Source organism: Ruegeria sp. CDSC002, from assembly GCF_059610905.1.
In genome coordinates, this window is the sequence record NZ_JBXWOM010000008.1 from 142,238 (window position 1) to 164,922 (window position 22,685).

Annotated in this window: 20 protein-coding genes and 2 pseudogenes; 15 read left to right on the plus strand and 7 right to left on the minus strand. The window is 53.8% G+C overall.

What is annotated here, in order from left to right:
- Positions 1–25: 25 nt before the first annotated feature.
- Positions 26–370, plus strand: coding sequence for a carboxymuconolactone decarboxylase family protein (locus tag AC2FJE_RS16175; protein WP_496756788.1), 345 nt, complete (start codon positions 26–28; stop codon positions 368–370).
- 120 nt (positions 371–490) lie between these two features.
- Here the strand turns inward: AC2FJE_RS16175 and AC2FJE_RS16180 are convergent.
- Positions 491–689, minus strand: a pseudogene (locus AC2FJE_RS16180) (IS5/IS1182 family transposase); the annotation flags it as partial.
- On the opposite strand from AC2FJE_RS16180, the gene AC2FJE_RS16185 reads away from it, so the two are divergent.
- A complete protein-coding gene (locus AC2FJE_RS16185; RefSeq protein ID WP_282170433.1) occupies positions 682–831 on the plus strand; it encodes a hypothetical protein in 150 nt (49 codons plus the stop codon). The pseudogene AC2FJE_RS16180 and the gene AC2FJE_RS16185 overlap by 8 nt on opposite strands.
- 387 nt (positions 832–1,218) lie before the next feature.
- Here AC2FJE_RS16185 and AC2FJE_RS16190 read toward each other — a convergent pair whose 3' ends face one another.
- Entirely contained in the window at positions 1,219–2,124 is a 906-nt protein-coding gene (locus AC2FJE_RS16190) for a LysR substrate-binding domain-containing protein (protein ID WP_496756790.1), read from the minus strand.
- A 91-nt stretch (positions 2,125–2,215) separates the two neighbouring features.
- On the opposite strand from AC2FJE_RS16190, the gene AC2FJE_RS16195 reads away from it, so the two are divergent.
- The 3 genes from AC2FJE_RS16195 (at position 2,216) to AC2FJE_RS16205 (ending at position 4,777) form a co-directional block, all read left to right on the plus strand.
- A complete protein-coding gene (locus AC2FJE_RS16195; RefSeq protein WP_496756792.1) occupies positions 2,216–2,965 on the plus strand; it encodes an SDR family oxidoreductase in 750 nt (249 codons plus the stop codon).
- A gap of 17 nt (positions 2,966–2,982) precedes the next feature.
- Positions 2,983–3,372: an ectoine synthase gene (locus tag AC2FJE_RS16200; protein ID WP_496756794.1), complete on the plus strand. Its 390-nt coding sequence runs from the start codon at positions 2,983–2,985 to the stop codon at positions 3,370–3,372.
- A 178-nt stretch (positions 3,373–3,550) separates the two neighbouring features.
- Positions 3,551–4,777, plus strand: coding sequence for a RidA family protein (locus tag AC2FJE_RS16205; protein ID WP_496756796.1), 1,227 nt, complete (start codon positions 3,551–3,553; stop codon positions 4,775–4,777).
- 471 nt (positions 4,778–5,248) lie between these two features.
- Here AC2FJE_RS16205 and AC2FJE_RS16210 read toward each other — a convergent pair whose 3' ends face one another.
- Positions 5,249–5,815, minus strand: coding sequence for a recombinase family protein (locus AC2FJE_RS16210; RefSeq protein ID WP_282170309.1), 567 nt, complete (start codon positions 5,813–5,815; stop codon positions 5,249–5,251).
- Positions 5,816–5,959: 144 nt separating this feature from the next.
- Here AC2FJE_RS16210 and AC2FJE_RS16215 point away from each other — a divergent pair, with 144 nt between their 5' ends.
- From AC2FJE_RS16215 to AC2FJE_RS16240, 6 genes and pseudogenes are all read left to right on the plus strand, one after another.
- Positions 5,960–7,384 carry an NCS1 family nucleobase:cation symporter-1 gene (locus tag AC2FJE_RS16215; protein ID WP_496706651.1) on the plus strand — a complete coding sequence of 475 codons (1,425 nt, stop codon included), beginning with the start codon at positions 5,960–5,962 and terminating at the stop codon, positions 7,382–7,384.
- Between the two features lie 218 nt (positions 7,385–7,602).
- Positions 7,603–9,036, plus strand: coding sequence for an NCS1 family nucleobase:cation symporter-1 (locus AC2FJE_RS16220; protein WP_496756801.1), 1,434 nt, complete (start codon positions 7,603–7,605; stop codon positions 9,034–9,036).
- 65 nt (positions 9,037–9,101) lie between these two features.
- Positions 9,102–9,419: pseudogene (locus AC2FJE_RS16225) on the plus strand (DDE-type integrase/transposase/recombinase); the annotation flags it as partial.
- Positions 9,420–9,564: 145 nt separating this feature from the next.
- A complete protein-coding gene (locus AC2FJE_RS16230) occupies positions 9,565–10,392 on the plus strand; it encodes an ABC transporter substrate-binding protein (protein WP_496756804.1) in 828 nt (275 codons plus the stop codon).
- Positions 10,393–11,253, plus strand: a complete 861-nt coding sequence (locus tag AC2FJE_RS16235; protein ID WP_109311164.1) for an amino acid ABC transporter permease — start codon at positions 10,393–10,395, stop codon at positions 11,251–11,253. It begins immediately after the preceding gene.
- Complete coding sequence (locus AC2FJE_RS16240) at positions 11,250–11,981, plus strand: amino acid ABC transporter ATP-binding protein (protein WP_282121067.1); 732 nt, start codon at positions 11,250–11,252, stop codon at positions 11,979–11,981. The genes AC2FJE_RS16235 and AC2FJE_RS16240 overlap by 4 nt, the downstream gene beginning before the upstream one ends.
- A 680-nt stretch (positions 11,982–12,661) precedes the next feature.
- Here the strand turns inward: AC2FJE_RS16240 and AC2FJE_RS16245 are convergent.
- Both AC2FJE_RS16245 and AC2FJE_RS16250 read right to left on the minus strand, forming a co-directional pair.
- Complete coding sequence (locus AC2FJE_RS16245; RefSeq protein WP_496761154.1) at positions 12,662–13,120, minus strand: hypothetical protein; 459 nt, start codon at positions 13,118–13,120, stop codon at positions 12,662–12,664.
- Positions 13,121–13,126: 6 nt separating this feature from the next.
- On the minus strand, positions 13,127–13,390 hold the full coding sequence (locus tag AC2FJE_RS16250) for a spike base protein, RCAP_Rcc01079 family (RefSeq protein WP_282170302.1): 264 nt from the start codon (positions 13,388–13,390) through the stop codon (positions 13,127–13,129).
- A gap of 521 nt (positions 13,391–13,911) precedes the next feature.
- On the opposite strand from AC2FJE_RS16250, the gene AC2FJE_RS16255 reads away from it, so the two are divergent.
- The 4 genes from AC2FJE_RS16255 to AC2FJE_RS16270 all read left to right on the plus strand — a co-directional run bounded on the left by AC2FJE_RS16255 (position 13,912) and on the right by AC2FJE_RS16270 (position 18,758).
- Positions 13,912–15,006: a hypothetical protein gene (locus AC2FJE_RS16255; protein ID WP_282170301.1), complete on the plus strand. Its 1,095-nt coding sequence runs from the start codon at positions 13,912–13,914 to the stop codon at positions 15,004–15,006.
- 204 nt (positions 15,007–15,210) lie between these two features.
- Positions 15,211–16,293 carry a glycosyltransferase family 4 protein gene (locus AC2FJE_RS16260; RefSeq protein WP_496756809.1) on the plus strand — a complete coding sequence of 361 codons (1,083 nt, stop codon included), beginning with the start codon at positions 15,211–15,213 and terminating at the stop codon, positions 16,291–16,293.
- 331 nt (positions 16,294–16,624) lie between these two features.
- Positions 16,625–17,938 (plus strand): oligosaccharide flippase family protein, encoded by a 1,314-nt coding sequence (locus AC2FJE_RS16265; RefSeq protein WP_282170299.1) that lies wholly within the window; start codon positions 16,625–16,627, stop codon positions 17,936–17,938.
- On the plus strand, positions 17,925–18,758 hold the full coding sequence (locus tag AC2FJE_RS16270) for a sulfotransferase domain-containing protein (protein WP_496761168.1): 834 nt from the start codon (positions 17,925–17,927) through the stop codon (positions 18,756–18,758). Before AC2FJE_RS16265 ends, AC2FJE_RS16270 begins: the two co-directional genes overlap by 14 nt.
- Before the next feature lie 324 nt (positions 18,759–19,082).
- On the opposite strand, the gene AC2FJE_RS16275 is transcribed toward AC2FJE_RS16270, so the two are convergent.
- Together AC2FJE_RS16275 and AC2FJE_RS16280 are read right to left on the minus strand one after the other, a co-directional pair.
- Positions 19,083–21,218, minus strand: coding sequence for a GumC family protein (locus tag AC2FJE_RS16275; protein WP_496756816.1), 2,136 nt, complete (start codon positions 21,216–21,218; stop codon positions 19,083–19,085).
- A gap of 364 nt (positions 21,219–21,582) precedes the next feature.
- On the minus strand, positions 21,583–22,656 hold the full coding sequence (locus AC2FJE_RS16280) for a helix-turn-helix domain-containing protein (protein ID WP_496761155.1): 1,074 nt from the start codon (positions 22,654–22,656) through the stop codon (positions 21,583–21,585).
- Positions 22,657–22,685: the final 29 nt, after the last annotated feature.

Sequence of the window (22,685 nt, forward strand, 5' to 3'; positions counted from 1 at the left end):
ACCAGTCAAGAAAAGGAAAGACACGATGTCCTGGAGCGGATTTCTCACTGAAACAATGGGACGTATAGGCGTTTTGCAAAAACAGGCGCCGGGTATGTTCGAGGGGTTCAACTCGATGTCCAAAGCCGCCAAACGCAATGGCGTGCTGGATGAAAAGTCCAAGGAACTGATCGCCCTGGGTATCGCAATCTCGACGCGGTGCGACAGTTGTATCGGGTTTCACACCAAATCGCTTGTCCGGCTCGGCACCACCCGCGAGGAGTTTTGCGAAGCCTTGGAGATGATCGGCTATATGGGCGGCGGCCCTTCGATCGCCTTTGGCGCAAAAGCGCTGGAAGCGTTTGACGAGTTCACTGGCACCGGTGCTTAGGGGCCACACTGAGACAGCGTGTATCTTTTTCTGTCACCCGTCTGAGCTGTTGATCCACAGAACAGCACCTGCGACGGGATTTGTTGCAAACTTTGGATCATTGATCTTCATGGCGTTAGGTCATGTTGACAAATGGCGAGGCCAGAGGCGGATCGTCGGATATCGATGAATCTTAGGAAACTTTCCGCAGTCTTGTCGCAGCGAGTTGCGACACGCCAGCGTTCTTAAGCTTGTTGAAGCATCGTTCGACCAGGTTGCGCAGACGATACAGTGAGCGGTCCACGCAGACGCGCATTTTCCGGATTTTCCGCATGGGTATCTATGGACATGTTAACGGCACGATCTGGATTGCTGAGGATGAGTTGGGACCATTTCTCGTTTATGAGGATGCAGTTGCCACCGAAGGTCCGTTCGAATTGATTCTTACCGAATATGCTAGGACCGAAGCCAACGGCAACTAAGCTGAGCCTGCCGCCTCGCTCCGTCATTTACGTGCCGGAGCGACACGATAATATCTCCATCATTTTTGAGGGAGTTTGGCCAAAGAAATCACCCGGTCGAATTCAGCACCCAAGCAAGGTTGTTCCCCCTTTGAATCTCCGCAGACACCCAAGTTCAGCTAAGCGCACCACCGCACCGACTAGCGCACCACGCAGCATTAGGTAAGTTTCGGCCCTAAGTAGACTTCCAAGGACATACGTCCATACTGCAGTTGCAGCCCGCTTTCCAGGTATTCGCTACAATCGCAATAACTCGATCTTTTAGAATACATGGATCGCGGACGATCCGGACCTATGCAGAGCGCGAGCCAATGACCGCTTTCCCGGGCTTCAATTGAAACCCAGAGCTCAAATTGACATGAGCCACTTCTTGAAAATTCTCACCGTGACCCGCTCCTGATCGCCGGGGCGGCAGACGAAGTAGAGCCCACGATCCAATGGAACACGGCTTTTATCAAGGCGGATCAACCGTCCAAGTTTCAAATCCCTTTCCGCCAAGAGATGCCTTGCTAGTGCCACGCCCTGCCCGTCAATCGCGACCTCCAAAAGAACAGCGCTGTCCACGTACTTGATGCTCTGCACGTTGATCCGATTGGCATTCAAACCAACTTGCGCAGCCCAGCTTTCCCATCCCACGTTGAAGGCGTCGTGCAATAGTGGGAGGTCAGCCACATCCTGGGCGCGCATTGGCAATCGGGCTTTCTCAACAAGAGACGGCGCGGCCACGACAATCAATTCCTCTTGTCTTATCTGTTCATGATATAGCCTGTCCCAGCCAGGTTGCCCAAAACGCAAAGCGACATCGACCTCGGAGGATTCGAAATCCGCAAAGGTATCGTTTGTGTCCAACAACAATGCGATACCCGGATGTTCTTGCTGAAACGAGCTTAGCAACGGAACAAGCCATTTGAGCGCCAGCGATGTGGACAGCGACACCGTAATCGACTGGCGGTGATGTAATCGCTTTACCTCCATCACGCCCAGCTGCAATGCCGAAAATGCCCCATGTGTTGATTGATGCAGGCGTTCTCCGGCTTTCGTCAGTTCAACGCCATTGGGGCGGCGGTGAAACAGCGTCACACCAAGATGCAGTTCCAGCAGCTTGATTTGCCGACTGATCGCGCCATGAGTGACGTTGAGCACATCCGCCGCCTTGGTCAGGCTGGAGTGGGTTGCAGATTCGTCAAAGGCCTGAAGGGCACGAAGGTGTCTGAGGTTTTCCACGATGTGAGAAAATCTAACAGCAATGTTCATGAAACTCGATAGGTTTACCTAATTCCAAGAAGATACACTGCTTTCAGCACAAAAATTCTCACATACTCTGCATCTAGAGAAAGGAGACACCATGCCTGAAATCAAAGTCGCGCTGATGACAGGAACGGGACAAGGCATTGGCCGGGGCTGTGCCATTGAGATGGCGAAGGCAGGTTACAAGGTTTCGCTGATGTCTCCGTCCAATCGCTCGGTCGAACTGGCGGAAGAGCTTGGAGGCATTGGCCGCCGAGGCTCTGTTTTGGATATTGATGATCTGCAAGCGATGATCGACGACACCATGAGCAAATATGGACGAATTGATGCAATCGTCAGCAATATGGGCCACGGTGGCTCGGTGCCAGAAGCCATAAAGACGGTAGGGTTTGATCCCGACTTTGACGGGCCACTTTTGGAACTCAGCGACGAGTTGTGGCACGAAAGCCTGGACATGTATGTGCTGAACGTCGTCAAGATTGCCCGTATCGTCACACCCTTACTGATCGCACAGGGCGGCGGTGCTTTCGTGAACATCTCGTCCATGAACACAATCGAGCCGCGAGCCCCTTATCCGATGAGCATGTTGCGCGGTGCCCTGCATAGTTTCTCAAAGCTTTATGGGGATCGTTATGCACGGCATAACATTCGCATGAACAACCTGCTCCCCGGATTCTGCGAAAACGTAAACCTGTCTGAGCGGGCACGCCGGGAAATCCCTGCTCAGCGGCCGGCAACATTTGAGGAAATTGGGCAAGCTTGCGTGTTTCTTGCCAGCGATGGCGCCCGGTATATTAATGGCCAGAGCATACTGTCTGACGGCGGGATGAACCGGGCGGTACGATAGCAAAGAGGCGGGGTAGTATGATTGTTACAGCACTCAGTGAAATCCTTGGAACAGATCGCGATGTTTCTGGTCCGGGCTGGAACAGCAGAAGGTTATTGCTGGCGTCTGATGGAATGGGTTTTTCGCTCACGGATACGGTCATCAAAAACGGTGCCGAGCTTGAGCTTGAGTACACACATCATTTGGAGGCGTGCTACTGTATCGAAGGAAAGGGGCAGATCAGAGCGTCTGGTGAAGAAACATGGCATTCCCTTGAACCATTTACCCTCTATGCCTTGGACCAACATGACCGACATTTGGTGCGTGCAACAGAGGCTGATCTGCGACTTGTCTGCGTCTTCAATCCGCCGCTCAGCGGGCGTGAAGTACATCGCGAAGATGGAAGCTATGCCTCAATAGCATCCTGATGAAGGTGGTGATGTTTACGTAGTCCGATCGTTCACGCAGCGCGCAGCATCGGTCGACATGGGCTCAAACTGCACAATTGTGCTATCGTCACATGCGTGTTTCACAAACCACTGGCCAGACCCTCGGCCTCATGATTACTTGCGCTCTTACAGGCATCAAACAGCCAGGAGCCGCCCAATGACCAGGCAATACAGCTTTCCCGAGGGACATTGGAATTGGCCAATAAAGCTGACTCACCACCACGCAGTGCGTGCGGGTGACATGATCTTTACTGGCGGGCAAGTGGATTTGGATACCCAGGGAACGGTACGCAACATCGGCGATCTGGATGCGCAGGTGCGTAATTCGATGGCCTATATGCAGGATCTTCTGACTGACCTTGGCGTGGGTTTCAACGATCTGGTGCGGTTGGTTGTCTATTACGTCGGTGACGCGAGTGATGAGGCCCGGATGCTGAACCTTCTGGTCGATATCATCGGAAACGAAGTCAAACCCGTGGTTAATCTGATCAACCTGCCTGAACTCTGCTACCCTGACATGCTTTGCGAAATTGAAGGCGTCGCCATGCGCGCGCCTGATGGCAGCGCTCTGCCCCGTCAGAATTACCATCTCGATGCCCAATCACCCCTGCCTAAAGCCTTCTCGCATGTGGTGAAATGCAACGACATGATCTTTACCGGTGACATGACCGCCCGCTCCGCCGACGGATCAGTCACCCATCCCGGCGATATCGTGGCGCAAACCCGATTGATGATGGAGCGTCTCTCCCAAGCACTTCAGGCCGCAGGCGCAGGGATGCAGGATGTGGTCAAGGTCAACACGTTCTATCTTGGCGACGGCACAGCAGAAGATTGGGAAGTTTCGGCCAGCATCCGCGCCGATTATTTCCCTAATCCCGGTCCGGCGCCCACCGGCATTCCTGTGCCGTCCTTTCCCCATGACGGGCTGACGACACGAATCGCTGCTACAGCCTGCGCCCCGGGAGCGCACCACATCCGTCATGCCTGGCCTGACGGGCACTGGAATTGGACCACTGCACTGCCTTACAAACACGGAATCGGCTCCGGCCAATTAATCCATGTGGGCGGCCAGGTGGCACTGGATAAGCAAGCAAAGGTTCTGGAACCTGGCGACATGGTCGCCCAAACCCGTATCGCAATGGAGAATGTGGCTCGCGTATTGGATGAATTCGGCGCTACTCTGGACGATGTGGTCAAAGTCACCACCTTCTATCAAGGCAGCGCTTCGGCCGAAGCGCTACACGAAAACCTTCTGATCCGATCCAATTCCTACATCGCACCTGGCCCAGCCACGACAGGCATTCCGGTGCCCAATCTGATCTACGAAGACATGGTGATTGAGATAGAGGTGATCGCGATGCTTGAGAACGATAAGGAAGCGTGAATACACGTCAATCTTTCCTAGACGTGGCCGGCCCCTTCCGGACATTGAACACCCAGGCAAGTTTTTGCGGTCGCAGCCCGCTTTAATGTCATTCGCTGCAAGCGCATAATTTACCTACTAACAAATTTAGACATCGCGGGATTTTGCCGCCGATTCATTTCGGGTGCTTGCTGACGCAGTATCCGCGCGTAGTTGCGGTATTTTTGTTTTTGCGGCGCAGCGCGTGTCGTCGATCTGGTCATTCGCAGATGTCGAATTGAACGGAAACGAAACTGCAAATTCAACGCAGCCTGGTCAGAAAAGTAAGACACGTAACCAAACGAGAATTCGCCGCGCTTGTGCTAATGGCTGTCTGTGGAAAAAATGGTCGTTATCATTCCTGGCTAATTTGGCTGTTCCCTTGGAGACGGATTGTGGTCAACTGTCTCTCGACTTCGTCATCAAATTATCAGTGAAAAATTGAAATAAAAGTTAACCCGTTTCAGGCAGCATGTTCTTAAGTCGCGAAATTGTTGATCTGCTTACGCCCAGCATCCTTCCGATTTCTGCGGCAGTTTTGCCCATAGACAGCAGGGAAAGTGCCTCTTCGCGCTCCGTTGCAGTCAGTTTCTTGGGACGCCCTTTGCTCAGGCCGAAGGATCTGGGTCGGTCTTCGACAGTACGGCTTTCCAGATCGGCCAGCCCGAGTTCATAGTCGATGACGCCGGACAATACATCCAGAACTGTTTCCGCCCGTCCGCCTTCAGTGTTGATCCAAGGCTCGGACATAGATCGGAAAGCAGCTCCCTTTTCATGAACTTGCCGCAACAGGTTGACCAGTTCAGCGATGGAGTCGGCAATCGCAGATAGGCGCGAAACCACGATTACATCACCAGCGGACACATCCGCCAGAAAAGTTTCCAGTGTTTCTCCCCGGTCATTGCCGTCTTGTGTGGTATCACTCCAGATACGATCACATCCCTGGCGCTTCAGCTCGCTTAGTTGAACTTCACTTCGATACCATTTCGATGATACCCGCGCATATCCGATTTTTACCATTCTAAATCAATCTCGTAGAATTGGTTCCACAGTAAGTTCTTGACTTATGCACGCAATTATGAACGTTTATTTGCACGCAGTTCTGCACGAATATAGCGCTGAACCTGTGCAATGACAATCGCCTTAGCGAGTGACCGGGACTCAATGCAGCATTCTTTTACAGAAGCGCCCAGAGATGCCAGCCTTTACAATGAGGATCTGGCGCCGGTGCCTGTTGGAAAGCGCGATTGGGGTTGGTTTGAGTTGTTCAATGTCTGGGCCAATGATGTGCAATCACTGTTCGGATACACATTGGCCGCCTCACTGTTTCTGACTTATGGGCTGAACGGATGGACTGTGTTTGCGGGCATTGTTTTGGCCGGGTTCATCGTCATGGGACTGGTCAACCTGATCGGCAAGCCGAGTGTCAGATACGGCATTCCTTTCCCGGTAATGGCCCGCGCAAGTATGGGTGTGCGAGGGGCAAACTTCCCAGCTTTAATCCGCGCCGTGGTGGCAATCTTCTGGTATGGTGTTCAGACCTATTTCGCTTCAACCGCACTTGCACTTGCCATGGTCGCGTTGATCGGCACTCAGGGACCACCCGTCTTTCTTGGCCTCAGTGCTATTGAATGGATTGCCTTTCTGGCGGTTTGGTCCTTTCAGATTGCCCTGTTCTGGAACGGGATAGATCCGATTGTGGGTTTCCTCAATTTTGCAGGGCCATTCGTCTATGCAGTGATGGTGGCGCTGGCCGTCATGATCTGGATTGAGGCTGGTAACGACCTGTGGCGCGAGCTTGGAACCATCTTTCGTGGAACCGGCAGTTATCAAGGCAGTCAGTTAGGTGCATTTGCGGCGGTGGTCGGAACGATGATCGCCTATTTTTCGGCTGTGGTGATCAATTTCGGTGATTTTTCGCGGTTCGTACGCTCGGAACATGAAATGCGCAAAGGCAACCTGCTAGGCTTGCCGATCAATATCGCCTTCTTTTCTCTGATTGCTCTGATCGTCACAGCAGGAACCGTCGCGATCTGGGGCGAAGCGCTGACCAATCCCACGGCAATCATCGCGCGGATCGATTCTTTACCGTTGACGCTCTTGGCTGCGGCAACCTTCTTCGCCGCCACAGTTGGAATCAACCTTGTGGCAAACTTTATCCCACCTGCTTATGACCTTGCCAACCTGATGCCCAGCCGGATTAACTTCCGGGTCGCCGGCATCATCACTTCGGCCTATGCGCTGGTGATAGGCGGTTTATGGGTTTCGACCATCAGCCAGATCGGCATTCTGGGTTTTGTGAATACGCTTGGGGCCGTTCTGGCCCCAGTCTACGGCATCATCATCGCCGATTTTTATCTGGTGAAATCTGGCAATCTGGATGTTGATCAGCTGTTCTCGGCTGCGCGGGATGGTCCTTACTTTTACAGCAATGGCTGGAACATGGCGGCAATCGTGTCATTCATCCTTCCGGCCATATTTTCCGTTCTCACAGTCTGGGTCCCAATGCTGAGCACACTTTCGGGCTTTGCATGGGTGATCGGCGCAGGATTCGGAGGTGTGTTCTACTGGGCAATTGCAAAGCGTTGACTGGCTGAGACTTTAGCCAATTCGATGCCCGAGGGCAGAGAAGCCGATCACCGCTACGCGTGGTCGGACAGGGAAGGTTTGTCCCGGACAAAAGCTGAAATGGGATTGAACGTCGCAACCCTGCGACGGCAACGGTTCGGGTGGGATGCCTGAAGCGAAGGGCGACTTTTGTCGCAAACTCCGGGGGGCTTACCCCCGTATCAAAACGGGAGGAAATAATGGTAACTACAGCAACCTCTGTCGAAGGCGCAGGTACAACAGATCCGGAAGGCGATACGCTTAATCCGGTATCGCCCAATGAAAAAACATGGGGCGCATTTGCGATCTTCAACATCTGGGCCAACGATGTTCAATCATTGTTTGGGTATTCACTTGTCGCGTCGCTGTTCATTTCATACGGCGTTGGCGGTTGGACCGCCTTTCTGGCGCTTATTGTGGCCGGGCTGTTCGTCATGTGGATGGTGAATCTGTCTGGTGCACCAGGCGAGAAATACGGCATTCCCTATCCGGTTCTTGCGCGCGCCAGTATGGGTACGGCTGGGTCCAAGCTCCCGGCGGTGTTAAGGGCCACAGTCGCGGTGTTCTGGTACGGCGTTCAGGTCTATTTCGCCTCAACCGCCCTGTCACTTCTGATCCGTTCGATCACCGGCGCAGATGGCGGGGCCGAGATGCTAGGCCTGACTGGTATCGACTGGTTCGCCTTCTTCATCGTCTGGGTGTTTCACATCGTCATTTTCTGGCGCGGTATGGGCTGGGTCGAAACGTTCCTCAACTTCGCTGGGCCTTTCGTTTATTCGGTGATGATCGGCCTTGTGATTGTTCTCTGGCAGCGCTCAGACGGGCAGCTTCTGAGCACAACGGCAACGATCTTCTCCAATCCCGAAGGCACGTTCGGATCTGAGGTCAAAGGCTTTATCGCCATCTTCGGCACCATGGTTGCCTACTTCTCGGCTGTGATGATCAACTTCTCGGACTTCTCGCGCTATTCACGAGACAAGGCATCTATGAAGGCGGGTAATCTAGCTGGTTTGCCGTTGAACATGATCCTGTTCTCGGCCTTGGCGCTGCTGACAACCGGTGGTGCAGCCGTAGTCTTCGGTGAGGAGATCATCAACCCGACCGAGATCGTTGAAAAAACCGATAGCGTTCTGCTGGGCATTATCGCCGCCATCACTTTCTTCGCCGCTACGGTAGGTATCAATCTTGTCGCGAACTTCATCCCTGCGGTGAACGGCATCGCCAACCTCGCACCTGGGAAAATCAGCTTCCGTCAGGCAGGCCTGGCCACATCAGTCTTTGCACTGGTCATCGGTGGCCTGTGGACGGCCATAATCTCGAATATCGGCATCGCTGGGTTCGTGAATACACTGGGTGCAACACTGGCTCCGATCTTCGGAATCATGATTGTCGACTATTACATGATCCGCAAAGAAGAGCTGAACAGGGATGACCTCTACAACATGCAAGGGGGCGAGTACCACTATGGCAATGGCTGGAACGACTCGGCTCTGATTGCCTTCGGCGTCGCCTCGGTGTTTTCGGTCGCCACGGTCTGGGTCCCGGCCCTTGGCATACTGTCAGGCTACGCCTGGATCATCGGTGCAATCCTTGGCGGCGTTATCTACAAAGCCATGGCAAAGAAGAACGCTTAAGCATTTGGTAAGAGGTGGCGGGCAGTGCGCTGCCCGCCACAACATCCCCTGAAAGCAATTTTTATCGCTTACTTGTTACAGACAAGCTTCGGTCTTACGCCGCCGCAATAGCTGAGATTACACCGGGGATCGAGCATCGCCAGAACAAGGGCTTGAACAACCGAGTTGAAACCTCGCATCAACACACCCGCCAGCAGGAGAAGATCATGGGGCGGTTCAAGTCACCCGGACAGGCGCAAAAATTTCTGGCGCCTCATGACCAAATCTCCGCATTGTTCCGCCCAAAACGCCACCGCCTTTCTGCCAGTTCTTATCGTCACGCCCGAGCTGAACCCCTGAACGCCACTCTAATAACCCTGTGCTACAAACCACGAACAACCTGACAAATCCGTTGCGACATATTTGTGTTGGTTCTATTGCAAAGGTCCTGACGAACGAAGAGAACCCGCCATCACACTGTGGGATCAAACACCTAGACAAATCCCCCTGCGCATAAGAACCTGTGACCAAACAAAAACAGGGAGAAGATTGATGAAACTGATTGCTGGCCCAGCTCTGGCCTTACTTTTCTCGACGACCTCGGTGCTTGCTGCGGACGATGGGACCTGCGCCAAAGGCAAGACCCTAGCAGAGGGCACCCTGACAATCGCAACAGGTAATCCGGCCTACTATCCATGGGTAATGAATGACGCGCCCGATAGCGGCGAAGGATTTGAAGCTGCCGTTGCTTATGCCATCGCCGAAAAAATGGGCTTTGGCCAGGAAAATGTCACCTGGGTTCGCACAAGTTTTGACGAGGCGATTCAGCCCGGCGCAAAGAACTTTGATTTCAACATGCAGCAGTACTCGATTACTCCCGAGCGCGAAGAAATGGTCGATTTCAGCCTGCCATATTACACCTCGGCCATGGCGGTTTTGACAACCCAGAACGTTGTCGATTCCGGTGCAGAAGCGACGTTGGACGGCCTTAAGGATTTGAAGTGGGGCGCTGTGGCCACGACGACCGCGATCCCGATGCTGAACGACGTGATCCAACCGTCGAGTGAACCGCTGCTTTACAACGACAATGCTGATGTGAATGCGGCCATCATGGCTGGCCAGATCGATGCCGCAATTTATGACTTGCCTACGGCACTCTATCTGTCGGCTGTCGTGGTCGAAAACGGTGCATTGCTTGGCCAGTTCCCTCCGGGGCAATCCGAAAGTCCTGATCAATTCGGCCTTTTGATGGAAGAGGGCAACGCCTTGAAGGAATGCGTCAACGCGGCCATCACAGAATTGACCGAAAGCGGCGAGCTTGCCGCGATTGAAACCCAATGGCTGTCCGAGGCTACAGGTGTGCCGGTCATCGAGTAGATGGAAGAAACATCATTGCAAAAAGACTCGGTTGAGCGCCCTGCCGCGACGCCAACGCGTCGCGAGGTTTATGAAGCCGAGGTACGGCGTCGGTCAAATCGCATCGCGCTGATTTCAGTGGTCAGCGTGGCTCTTGCCATCGTCGTCCTCGTCCCGCTCGCCCCCGGCTGGGAGGCCGTACAACGCTCGTTTTTCAACGGCCGGGTCTTCGCCGAGACGTTTCCCGGATTGCTCGAAGCCTTTCTGATGAACGTGATGATTTTTGCGTGGTCTGCACCACTTATCGCGATCACGGGTCTGGTTATCGCGCTGTGTCGGGACACGCGCGCACCTGCACTTTTTCCGCTGCGGCTGTTCGGCATTGCATATACGGACATCTTCCGTGGCCTGCCAGTGGTTCTTGTTATTTACATTATTGGCTTTGGCGTGCCCGGGTTGGGCCTGCCGAGGCCCTGGAACAGCCCCTACATTTGGGGCACGCTGGCGCTGGTTTTGGTCTATTCGGCCTATGTGGCCGAGGTGATCCGCTCGGGCATTGACTCTATCCATCAGTCGCAGCGATCCGCCGCGGCCTCGCTGGGGCTAAGTGATCAGGACACCATGCGCTATGTGGTCCTGCCGCAGGCCATACGAAACGTCGTACCTGCCAATATGAACCTGTTCATCGCTTTGCAGAAGGACGTGGCGCTATTGTCCTTTATCGGCCCGGTTGAGATTTTCCGTCAGGCTGGTGTTTACAAATCGCTTTATGCCAATTTTACGCCTTATGTGGGCGCAGCGCTTATCTTTCTTGCGCTGACCATACCAGCAACGCGGTATGCGGACTACCTTATGAACAAGCAGAACAGGGCCCGTACATGACAGCGAAGTTATCCTTGCGCGGGGTGCGGAAACGGTTCGATGATCACGAGGTATGCAAGGGCATTGACCTGGATGTAGCTGAGGGCGAGATGGTGTGCCTGATTGGCGCCTCAGGCTCTGGCAAATCCACACTCTTGCGTTGCATGAACTTGCTTGAACCCATCGATGACGGCGAGATCTGGCTGGACGGGAAAGACATCTCTGAACCGGGACTGGACCCACAGCCGGTGCGTCAACAGATCGGCATAGTCTTCCAAAGCTACAACCTCTTTCCTCACATGACAGCGGCAGAGAACGTAATGCTCGCGCCACGTCGTGTACGCGGGCTGAGCAGAGACGACCTGCGCCCGCGGGTGACCCAGCTTTTCACGCGCTTTGGGTTGGGCGACCGGATGGAGCACTATCCAGACCAGCTATCGGGCGGCCAGCAGCAGCGAGTGGCTATCATCCGTGCGCTGGCGATGGAGCCACAGATCATGCTGTTTGACGAGATTACAAGCGCACTGGATCCCGAACTGGTAGGCGAGGTTCTGGACGTTCTGAGGGACCTGCGAAAGCAGGGTATGACCATGGTACTAGCCACCCACGAAATGGGTTTTGCACGTGAGCTGGCAGACAAAGTGTGTTTCCTTGATGCCGGACGCATCCTGGAACAGGGCCCGCCCGAGGTGCTCTTTTCCCAACCACACGAACCACGCACCAAGGCATTCCTTTCACGCGTGCTGTGATGCCCAAACGGGTTCTGTTGCGAAGTACTAACTGACCACAGCGATAGCTTAGTACCGGCGAGTTAAGCGGCCAACTCCGCGAACTGTTTGAAAGGACAGGTTTCGGATCATGTCGACCATCTCGATCTGGATTGGGTATCCAAGGCCCCTCAGCATCTTGTTTGTGGAATTGGTGCCAGCTGTGTTGGTACTGCTTTTGTCGACAACAAATTTGCGTGGTAGGCCGTTCATATCTAAGGAGCGGGAGAAGAACTTCGTCGCGATGGCCTTGTTCCGGCGCTTTGACGGCATGAAGTCACCAGTCTTACCGTTTTGCCGATGGCCCGATAAAGGCAAAGGGCATTATCCACTCAAAAGGTGAAACGATACTGGCCTTTTACAGCACCGCGAAATTTACGAACACGAATTGTGGACAACTTCCAAAAATAAAGGGCCCGACCACATGGGTCGGGCGACTGCAGGTCTGTCAGGATTTGGTTCACAATGGACGTAGGCGAACCAGCCTAGGGTCACAATACGCATCGACACTGTAGCCTTATCTGCTGGCAGCAGGGTTAGATCTTGCGTACCAGGCCGGGGCGATCTAGCAAAAACCCTTGGACATCGGTAACCCACCGTCTGTGGTTGTGATTTTCATCGTCGTGGCGCTAGCCGCCTATTTGTTGTTAGTGCTGACGTGACTAGACCGGCTCAATCTTGATGTTGTCCAGCCAGTAGTCGCCAAGCCCCCGAGTGTTGTTGAACAGCAGGACGTCATCTTCCGCACGTGCGGTAAAATTTGCCTCAAAAGTACCGGATTGCCCGGCCTCGACACTGAGAACGACGAGGGAACCGGTTGTGCTGACAGTGTTGTTGATACGAGCTGTGACGGTTCCATTGCTAGCGGATGCGTCGATATCAGCGGTTAACCGGTATTGCTGACCCTGTACCAGAGCGCTGACTTCCTGAGAAACCCTGATTGCCGCCGCCCCAGCAATGACACGCAGTCTTCCGGCTTCTATTGCAAGTGTAGTTGAACTGAATGGTGCCCAGCCAGTTGTTTCCGCTTCGAAGCTGCCGTTAGCCACCAGATTCAGTGACGCGGTGCCATGCCGCGACCGCGCGGCCAGTGATGTGATTGAAAGCCCTAGACTGATCATATCAGATCACCAGAGAGCCAAAATGCTGCTTGCTGAGTTACCGGTCGCGTGAATCCGAGTAAACCGCCCAGGCAGAAGAGTACCACTTGGGACGTTTTCATAGACTTCCGTCTCACCAAAAATCGTGGTTGCTGTGATATTGCCGCCATTTCCGACCCACAGCGCCCGAGTAGCGTTGGGGAGATCAACGGTATCGCTTGGGAAGACTGCGGCGTGATGTTCCTGAGGGCTATCCAGACCGGCGCGGAGATCTGCGAAATCGTCTGCCATTAGTTTTCTCCTTGGATGATTTGTGCGCCCGACCCGATGGGCTAATCTTCATTTCGAATGCGTAAGTTACTTCACGCACTTTGCAAAAAGTGTTTCCACCGCGTCCCCGCAGCTCAGAAATTCTTTACGATCCTGCGCCTACAAGATTTCAACGTGGCCGCCAGTGAACCAACCTCCAAAGAGTACGACCTAGCGTTTCCTCTTGAAGATAGTCCTGGCCTCGATATCCAGTTTTGTTTTGTGTCATACCTGCGGGCTTCCCCCGCGAAAGCAGGTTTGATGACGTTTCGGAACATGGCGTGTTTTTTTTAAGTTTGACAGCGATGTTCACAGTAAGACGTTTTCCTGTGAAACCTAGATTCCGCCGCTTGGTACGCCCTAACACCGGAAGCGCTTTGCCGAAACTTGCCAAGTGTCATTCAGGCTGATAGTGCGAGGCCGAACCAGCGTTGTTGGTTAGTAAAAATATGCAATTAGGCTAGGTATAATAGTTGTCTTTCGGGTTAATGGCCTTTGGCTACATGTCCGCCCTAGTCGCGTATTTGGTGGCCCAAAATTATGTCGTGAGCGCCAGACTTCTCCTCATTGTCCTCGCCGCACTTATGGTCCAGTTGCTTGCGGCAGCCGGTATTTTCATTGGCCCCGTGGCGGACACGATTGCATACGTTGACACAGTTAACTCGTGTCAATTCAACATTTTGCTGTGCGGTGATCGAGTTCATACATACATTTTAGGTTTCATGAGCACGTTCCTGGGGCCGTTATGGCCAGTCTTGCTCGGATGGTTTGCTTTTAAGTTACACAAGAAGTGCTTTGATATGGCCGGGGCGTTCAGGACGAATATCTTTTTCATGATCGCATTGACGTATACCGCTTACCAAACAGCAAGCGGTATGGGCGAGTGGACCTACTGCATTTTGGCGATCTACATCGCTTTCATTTCCATGAAACCGCCATCTTTCCTTCAGTCGCCCGCAAAATCAGTTAGATCGTCTTTGCTTGCGGTGGTCGCGTTCTTTACACTTGTGTTGGCGCACCCCGGTAACCTTTTTGTAGCATCAGTTTTCTTACGCAATCTCAAATTAATTCTGATTGCTTTGCTTTCTGCCGCCTTGCTGTTTTTTGTTTATTGGGACCTATTTGCTGCGTCTGTCTCCAAAGCCTACATTTTTTCAGGGCCTGATGCCGCGTTGTCAGCTGTTGAATCAAAGCTCCGAATTGCAACGGAAAGGGGCGATACCTCTTACGCAGGGTGGCTGCTTGTAAGTGGATTTCCATATGAAGCGAATGGCGTGGCTCTTGCGGTACTACAATTCACATTCCCGTTCTTTGCGCCCGACGCGGGCGCGATTTCGCTAGCAATAGGTGCAATCAGCGCACTCTTTTCAGTGTTGTGCGTTTTCTTGTGTTGGAAGTTGAGGTTAGCGCCCTTCTTTGTGGCGATCTCTGCCATTTTGATTTGCCACGTCGTGTTTGGCATCTCGTCATATACGCCAGGTGTCGGTTTACGCCACAAAGTCCCATTGTTCGTTTTCTTGCTGGCCGTTCACTATTACACTGAACGTCCTGTGTCAGACAGAAAACCCAGTCGCAACTTTCATCCGATACCAATCTAAACCGCGCCACACGACCTGTTTGGCTTGAGGTACGCAAAGATCCCGCCAAACAGGCCTTGACCACAACCTATTCACAAGAAAAAACAGGAACGGATTCTACACCCAAGCTGCCCGTACAAGGGACCGGGTCAGATTAAACTTTGGGATTTCAACTCGTTGAATACTAATAAGAAAATTGCAATAGGCGCAAATACATCGCATTACGTGTGGCAAGCACGCAGAAATCTAATTCGGGCAATCCAGAAAGAGGGTCATGACGTTGTCATCGTGGCACCAAAGGATGAATACACCGCGTCGCTGATGAAAATGGGTGCTTCCCATATAGACGTGCCTATGAAAATGAACAAGAATCCAGTGTCGGATTACATTCTTTACCGTCGATTTAGGGAGGCATTGCAGCAAGTTAGCCCAGATGTATACCTTGGCTATACGATCAAACCGAACATCTATGGCTCACTCGCTGCGCACCGGCTGGGCATTCCCACGATCAACAACATTGCGGGACTGGGTATGGTCTTTGTGTCAGACAATTTAGTGACACGAGTCGCCAAGGGCCTCTATCAAATGGCTTTAAAGCAAGCGGCTATGGTTTTTTTCCAAAACCCAGACGATCGCGAGCTGTTTATCAGCAACGGCGTCGTCCGGCACGATAAGCACGACCTATTGCCTGGCTCTGGCGTTGATTTAACGAAATTCGCCTACACTCCGCTACCTGAGGCAGGGCGTGGCGCACCTTTGCGCTTTGTGCTTATCGCGCGAATGTTGTGGGACAAGGGTGTGGGCGAGTTCGTGGAAGCCGCACGCGCTATCCGCCAACACCATGGCGATGTGCGCTTTTGCCTGCTGGGTTCTCTCGACAACGACAATCCGGCTGCTATTTCGCGCGCGCAGATGGATGACTGGGTACATGCAGGTGACATCGAATATTTGGGCTATTCGGACAACGTAGTTCAGGAAATCGTGGACTCGGACTGCATCGTGCTGCCCTCGGCTTATCCCGAGGGCACGCCACGCACCCTGCTCGAGGCCGCGTCTGTCGGTCGGCCGATTGTCACTACCGATGCCCCCGGTTGCCGCGAGACCGTGGATGATGGCGTCAATGGCTTCATTTGCGGTTTGCGTGATGCAGCGGACCTTCAGAACAAAATGGAGCGCGTGATTGAACTTTCGCCTCAGGCTCGCAGCGCGATGGGTCGCGCAGGGCGCTCCAAGATGGAGAACGAGTTCGACGAGAGCATAGTCATCGGCAAATACGTCCAGGAAATCCGAACGTTGTGTGGGACATGACACCTATCGACGTAGCGGCGCAGAAAACAAGGTAGCTCCGCAGAATATGGCGGCCAGAGATACATCATTGAAGCATTGCCCCGAGGCTCCAAACGCGGATCTCCACAACATTCACGACTAGACTTGGCCCCGCTGTGGGCAATCAAATTGTGGCCGTCCCTTCGTTCATTTTTTTTTCGGAGCGGCGGAAATACCTCAGCGGGCAAGCATTCCTGCAAACCTGTCGCTTCATAATAGAGGCTTTTGGAACACTCCGTTAGAACCGGCATCGCCGGCCCGGAATAACGTCAGGAGGGCAACGTATTGAGACTGTCACTCAAGAGGCAAAAATATGATCCGTGGTATTCTGAGTAAAAGCCTTGGGACTGGGGGCTTAAAGGTCTCACAGGCGCTGATGGGTGTCCTTGTAACTATTGTCATGACCCGGATTCTTGGTCTTGCTCAGTTTGGTCTTTTCTCTTTCGGTCTGGCCGTGGCTACCGGGCTTGCGATTCCGACGAAAAACGGCGTAACAGAGCTTGTCGTGCGCGAGGTTTCCCGAGCGGCTGCCGCAAACGATCCAGCCAAACTGCATGGCGTTTTACGTTGGGTTCTCCTTTTCAGCGCGTTCTATTGCGCCGTGGTCGGTGGAATCGTTGCGTTCGTCGCCATAACGTTCTTCCCGGCCAGTGATCTCGCGTTTTCAATTGCCATTTCAACACTGCTGTTGCCCGGGTTCTCCTTGATTGGAAACTGGTCCGGCGGTTTGCGCGGCTTGGGAAAGCCAGTGGCAGCGCTTTTTCCCGATACGGTGCTGCGTCCGGTCATTCTGATCATAATTTCACTCATCCTCAACGTATTGCTACCCGGAGCGATGACGGCAACCCATGCTACCTTAGCAATGGTTGCAGCAGTGTCTTTGTCAGCTGCGCTTAATCATTACCTATTTTGGCACAAAGTTCCTGCCGCGCTTGCTGCTACTGGGAACGCGAAGATTGAACATCGTGCGTGGCTACGATCTGCTCTACCATTTACTGCTATCGGCGGCGTGCAAGTAGCGACAAGGCAGGCAGATCTGATCCTACTTGGGCTCTTGGTCGGGGAAACGGCGGTTGGCGTCTATCGAATAGCCCTGCAAGGTGCAATGCTGGTGGCTTTTGGATCGCAGGCGGTGAATGTTGTGCTGGCCCCGCGTATCGCTCAGCTGCGCGAAGGTCGAAACCAGGACGAGTTAGTCGTCCTACTGCGTACCAGCATCGTATTGTCGCTTTGCGTGGCGGTGCCAGGGCTGCTGATTTATGCAGCCTTTGGTGAACAGATATTAGCCCTACTCTTTGGAACAGATGCCGTTGCTGCACTTATCCCCCTGTTGATCCTTTCGGCCGGCAATACTTTGGCTATGTTAAACGGCGCGGTCATCCCCCTGCTCAATATGACGGGCAACGAGAATCGTACTCTCATGTCGTTTGCACTGGCATTGGCGTCTACCATCGTGCTGAATTTGGCACTCATTCCGTTCTTTGGGACGAACGGCGCTGCCATGGCCGCATTCCTGGCCATCGTTGTCTCAAGTCTTGCACTGCGGCACGCAGCGATTACTAGTCTTGCGATTGATCCGCCCACCACTCTTTTCAGACAAAGGGCTCCTGAAAATGATCACGCCTAAAAACCCAAAACCTACTGCGCTTGTGGTGGGTCCGATGAAGTGTGGCACAAGCTGGATACACGAGTATTTCGAAAGTCGCAGGGACATCTGTCTTCCAAGTGGCGTCAAAGAGACGTTTTACTACGACAGGTACCATCACCGCGGGTTGGCATGGTATGAAAGACACTTTAGGCATTTCGCCCCCGACCAAAATGTCGCAATCATCGAAGTGGGTCCTTCTCTCTTTCATGCCTCTGGCACCGCCGCCCCGAAGATTTTCGAAGAATTAGGCGATATTCCAATTGTTGTGACTCTGCGCGATCCGGTAAAGCGGGCATGGTCGCATTACCAGCATATGGCCCGTGGCTACACAAAGCTTCCCGTGCATCAAGCCGTGCAAAAGTTTCCTGAGATCATCGAAGCAAGTCGGTATTCTGAGCACCTTCCAATCTGGAAGGCGCATTTCAGTAGGGTCACCGTTCTACAACAATCAGATCTTGCCGAAGATCCTGACGGCTATGTAAAGACACTTTCGAATGGGCTAAGTTTGCCGATCAAAGACGCTGGAAATATGGCCGCGCGGCGCGTCAATGAGGCGACGGCGCCCAGATCTTACGCTCTCGCACGTATTGGGCGTTATGGTGCTCGTGCACTACGGTTCATTGGGCTTTATTCGGTTGTAAACGCGCTCAAAAGTGCTGGCCTTAAATCGGTTTTTTTTAGTGGCGGCAAAACGGCGAAGCTGGCTGCGACCGACAGCGATTTGAATTTCCTCGAAGAGTTGCTGGCATCTGAACGGCAGTTCATGTCTTCGTACGTCGAGGGCACGAATTTGAAGTGATGTGTCGGCCGTGCTTAAAACTGGTTCATTGCTCATTGTATCCCTGCTGAATTGGGCAATACAGTCGCCTTCGCCCGACCAGATCTCCGGAAGCTCCTTCAGCGTTCTGCTAACTATTAAAGCCCGGTGAGAGGAACAGCCAAAGCCATTGCGGCGTCAAGATGCTTCGGAGACAAGTGGGGCAACTGAACCAGTGTAGGGCCAACATAGCTAGAACCATGAGTTTATTGAGTGTCGGAACCAAGGCCTCAAAAACAACCCAAGCCAGCCCGTTCAGGGCTTTACCGGCTAATCCATGTTGTGATTCTTCTTAGATATCGGCCGTTAGTTGCTGTAATATTTGTTGGCATACCCGCCGTATGAATAGCCGTAGTGCTTGGCGCTGCGAGCGTTGATCTGGCCCAAAACAAGACCGGTCAAGCGCTGGTTGTCAGTGTGGAAAAGTCGCATAGCTTCGGTGACATCCTGCTCGGAGGTGGCGTTCCATTTGACCGTCAACAACACTGCATCCGCATTGCGCGCAATCAGCCGAGCGTCAGATACCAACAGCGTCGGCGGCGTGTCGATCAAAATTATATCGTATATCTCACGCATCTCTTCCAAAAAGAGCCGGAATCGATCCGAAGCAATTAGATCCGCCGCATTCGCCGCAGTCTTCTCGCCAGCCAAAACATCGCAACCCAATAGCGGGTCATTAAAGATCGCCTCGTGCGCCTTTACATTCCCAGCCAGAACCGAAACGATCCCCTTCTTCGGCGCTTCCTGCAACTGTGCCGTCATCGTCAGGCGGCGGATGTCACCTTCAACCAGCAACACCTTCTTGCCGATTCCGACAAAGTTTTGCGCCAATGCCATAGAATTTGTCGTCTTGCCTTCTTCCGGCAACGAAGATGTCATCACGACAATCTGCGGTGGGCGGTCCACATTGGACAACATCAGCGAAGTGCGCAAGTTACGCACTGCCTCGGCTGCAGCGGAAGAGGGTTTGTTGACAAGATATTCCAGAACCTTGCGGCGCCCGCGAACAGGAAAAACCGGGATTTGGCCCAAAACACTGTACCCGGTTTTGCGCTCCATCTCGTGCGCCGTGCGATAACCTTTACGCCTTGTTTCGTTCAGCACAACAATAGCAGCACCCAACAAAACGCCCATAATGGCTGAGAAAGCAAGGATCACCGGTTTTCGCGGTTCCGACGGATCGCTGGGGACTACGGCGCGTGACAGCTGCCGGCTATCCGCTTTCTGAATTCCTTCCTGCGCGGCTGTCTCTTTCAGGCGTGCCAGGAAATATTCGTACAACAACCGGACCGCTTCTGCCTCGCGCCCCAGTTGTTGCAGCATGATCAAGTCTGCATTCTGCAGCGCGATACGTTCGCCCAACTCCTGAGATGATTGCGTCAAAGCCTGAACTTGCTGCGTCGCGCGCCTCGCCTCAAGCTCAGAGCGCGCAAGCAGGCGCTCAAAGGCGGTGTCAAACGCGACCTCACCCGTGTCGGATGCGTTGATCTGCGAGAATATGCGTTGTAACTGCGGGTCCTGGCTGGCTTCGACCTGGGCCGCGCGGCTATCAGCAGCTTCAAGTGCTTCATATCGCGCCTGGGCCGAGGCGCGAGTTGCTTCAGCCGATATGCTACGTTCGCGCAGATCCTTAAGCTGAACTTCCTGTAACTGAAGCGCTTCAGGTGAGATCAACGCCGTTGTTGCATTGAAATCATTGAACTGCGCTTCAGCAGTTTCTAACTCAACTTGCAGCTCGGCCACACGCACGGTCAGCCACGCAGTAGCCTGTTCTGTGGCTTCAAACTTCACTTCGATCTGGTTCAGGACGTAAAGCTCGACAATAGTGTCGGCAATCAATGCAGATTTGCGCGCCTCTTCGGTCTCCACCGTGACTGTAAAGACCAAGCTTTGCCGCACGTTTTTCACTGAAACTTTTTGCAGAATGGCCGAAACCACACCGTCCCGAATTTGCTGCTCGGCTATATCCTCGGGCACCTGTTCGCGGTCGCTCCCAACTCCAAGCAAGGATTTGATAAACTGCTTGACCCCGTCTAGCGCGGATACAGGTTGAAGCGCGGCGTTGAACTCGGGGTCCGATACCAAGTCCAGCTTGTCTACAACCTTGGCCATCAGGCCGCGCGACTGAAGAACTTGGAGCTCTGAATTGACCTCAACCGTATCTCCGGCAAGACCGCCCACTACGCTTTGAAGATCAACGACGCTGGCCTGTTCGGTTTCCAATATGACGACGGCTGTGGACCGGTATAGCGGGACAGAGGCCACAAACGCGTAATACGCGCCAAACAAAATTGCAGCTGTGGTGCACAGGGCAATAATCCACTTATCGCGCCACAAAATGCCGGCCAAAACTCCAAGGTCGATCGTGTCTTCTTCCGACGTGTCATTTATCGGGGTACGCCCGGATATAGTCGCTACGTCGTGTATCGGAGTTTGCTTCATATCAAGCTTAATGTCCCTGATGCCAAATATACGCAAAGCGCCTGCGCTTGCGCTCTCTACATGGCTGCGAAGCATAAATAAAGATCTCTACATGCTTTGGTCTAGAACCTCAGAAACACGGCAGAAATTACCGTTGAAGTGATACTAAATCTCTATGAAATCCACGCCGAATTAAACATGCAGCATCCATCAACACCATCTTGAGGCAGATGCTGCCATTGTACCCAAAGAACCGTCGACGCGACCTGTTTCCCAGCGGAATTGCGACGGTTCACTCGGTCTTCGTCTGAGTAACTGAAGCACATGAAAAGACCGAAGACCAAGCCGCGCTTACTGCCCGGACATATCGCGGGCTGTTCAAAGATTACAGCGCAGCGGTCCAGACCCGGTAACGCCCCTGCCCCGTTACCTCTCGGATCAAACCGCGCCCCATAAAACGGTCGATATTGCGTTGCACCGCAGCGCGCGAAGCCTGCGTCAGGTCCTCGGCAAGCGGCGCAGACACCATGGGCCATGCGGTCAGCGCGTCGATCAGGCGCGGTGGCGTGCGGCCGCTCAGGTCACTTGTCGCCTCGCGGGCGCGCTGATCCCAGGCGCTGACCCGATCCAGGTGCAACAAAGCCGCTAATATCGACTGCCCTGCCCCCCTGATCCAGGCCGCGAGTTTTTCCTGCGGCTCGCCAACCCCGCGCAACGCCCCCGGACCCGACAGCGCCAACGGCATGAAGATCGCCCCACCCCGCCCCATCGACGCAGCATGTCGGGCTGCAATAATTGCTGCCTCAGTGTCCTGACCAACACCTTCTGACAGGGCGCGCCAGGCATGAAACCCGATTGCGGCCTGTGTGACGGGATGCAAGCCTTCTGCGTTCTGCATAATCTCAGCCAAATCGGCGATCGCCTCTGGCATGTCTTCGATGCCCTGTGACATGCGATCAAGGAATGCGGTCAGGCCAGTGGCCCAGCCGTCCTCTGCCGGGCCAGCCCCCGCCGTCAGACGGCGCACGGCCCAGCCTGCCCGGAACATCGCCTGGACATCATCGCCGGTTGCGCCAATCCGTAATCCGACCCACAATGCAAGCCGGTCGACACCGATCCTATCCCCCGTCCACCAGCCCAGATCAGACACATCCATCAGCGCCAGCCGGTGTCCCCACCCTTTCGGCCCTGCGCGCAAACGTTCGTCCAACGCCCCAAACGTGACCGCCAGTTCCGCCAGTTCATAAGACAGCTCGGCCTGCGCCGCGCGCCAATCCCTTGGGTCAAACAGAAGGCGGCGATCGACTGCCGGACCGGGGGGCAGAAATACGTCCTGTGCCATACCTTCATCGGGAGGGAGGAACCAAAGATCATCTTCCTCAGCCGGGTCGATGTCATAGATGCTGGGAGGACCGATCGCGTCGTCATCCTCATCCGGGTCCGGCATCACAGGTTTCATCGTCATGCCCGCTATATTTCGGACATTTC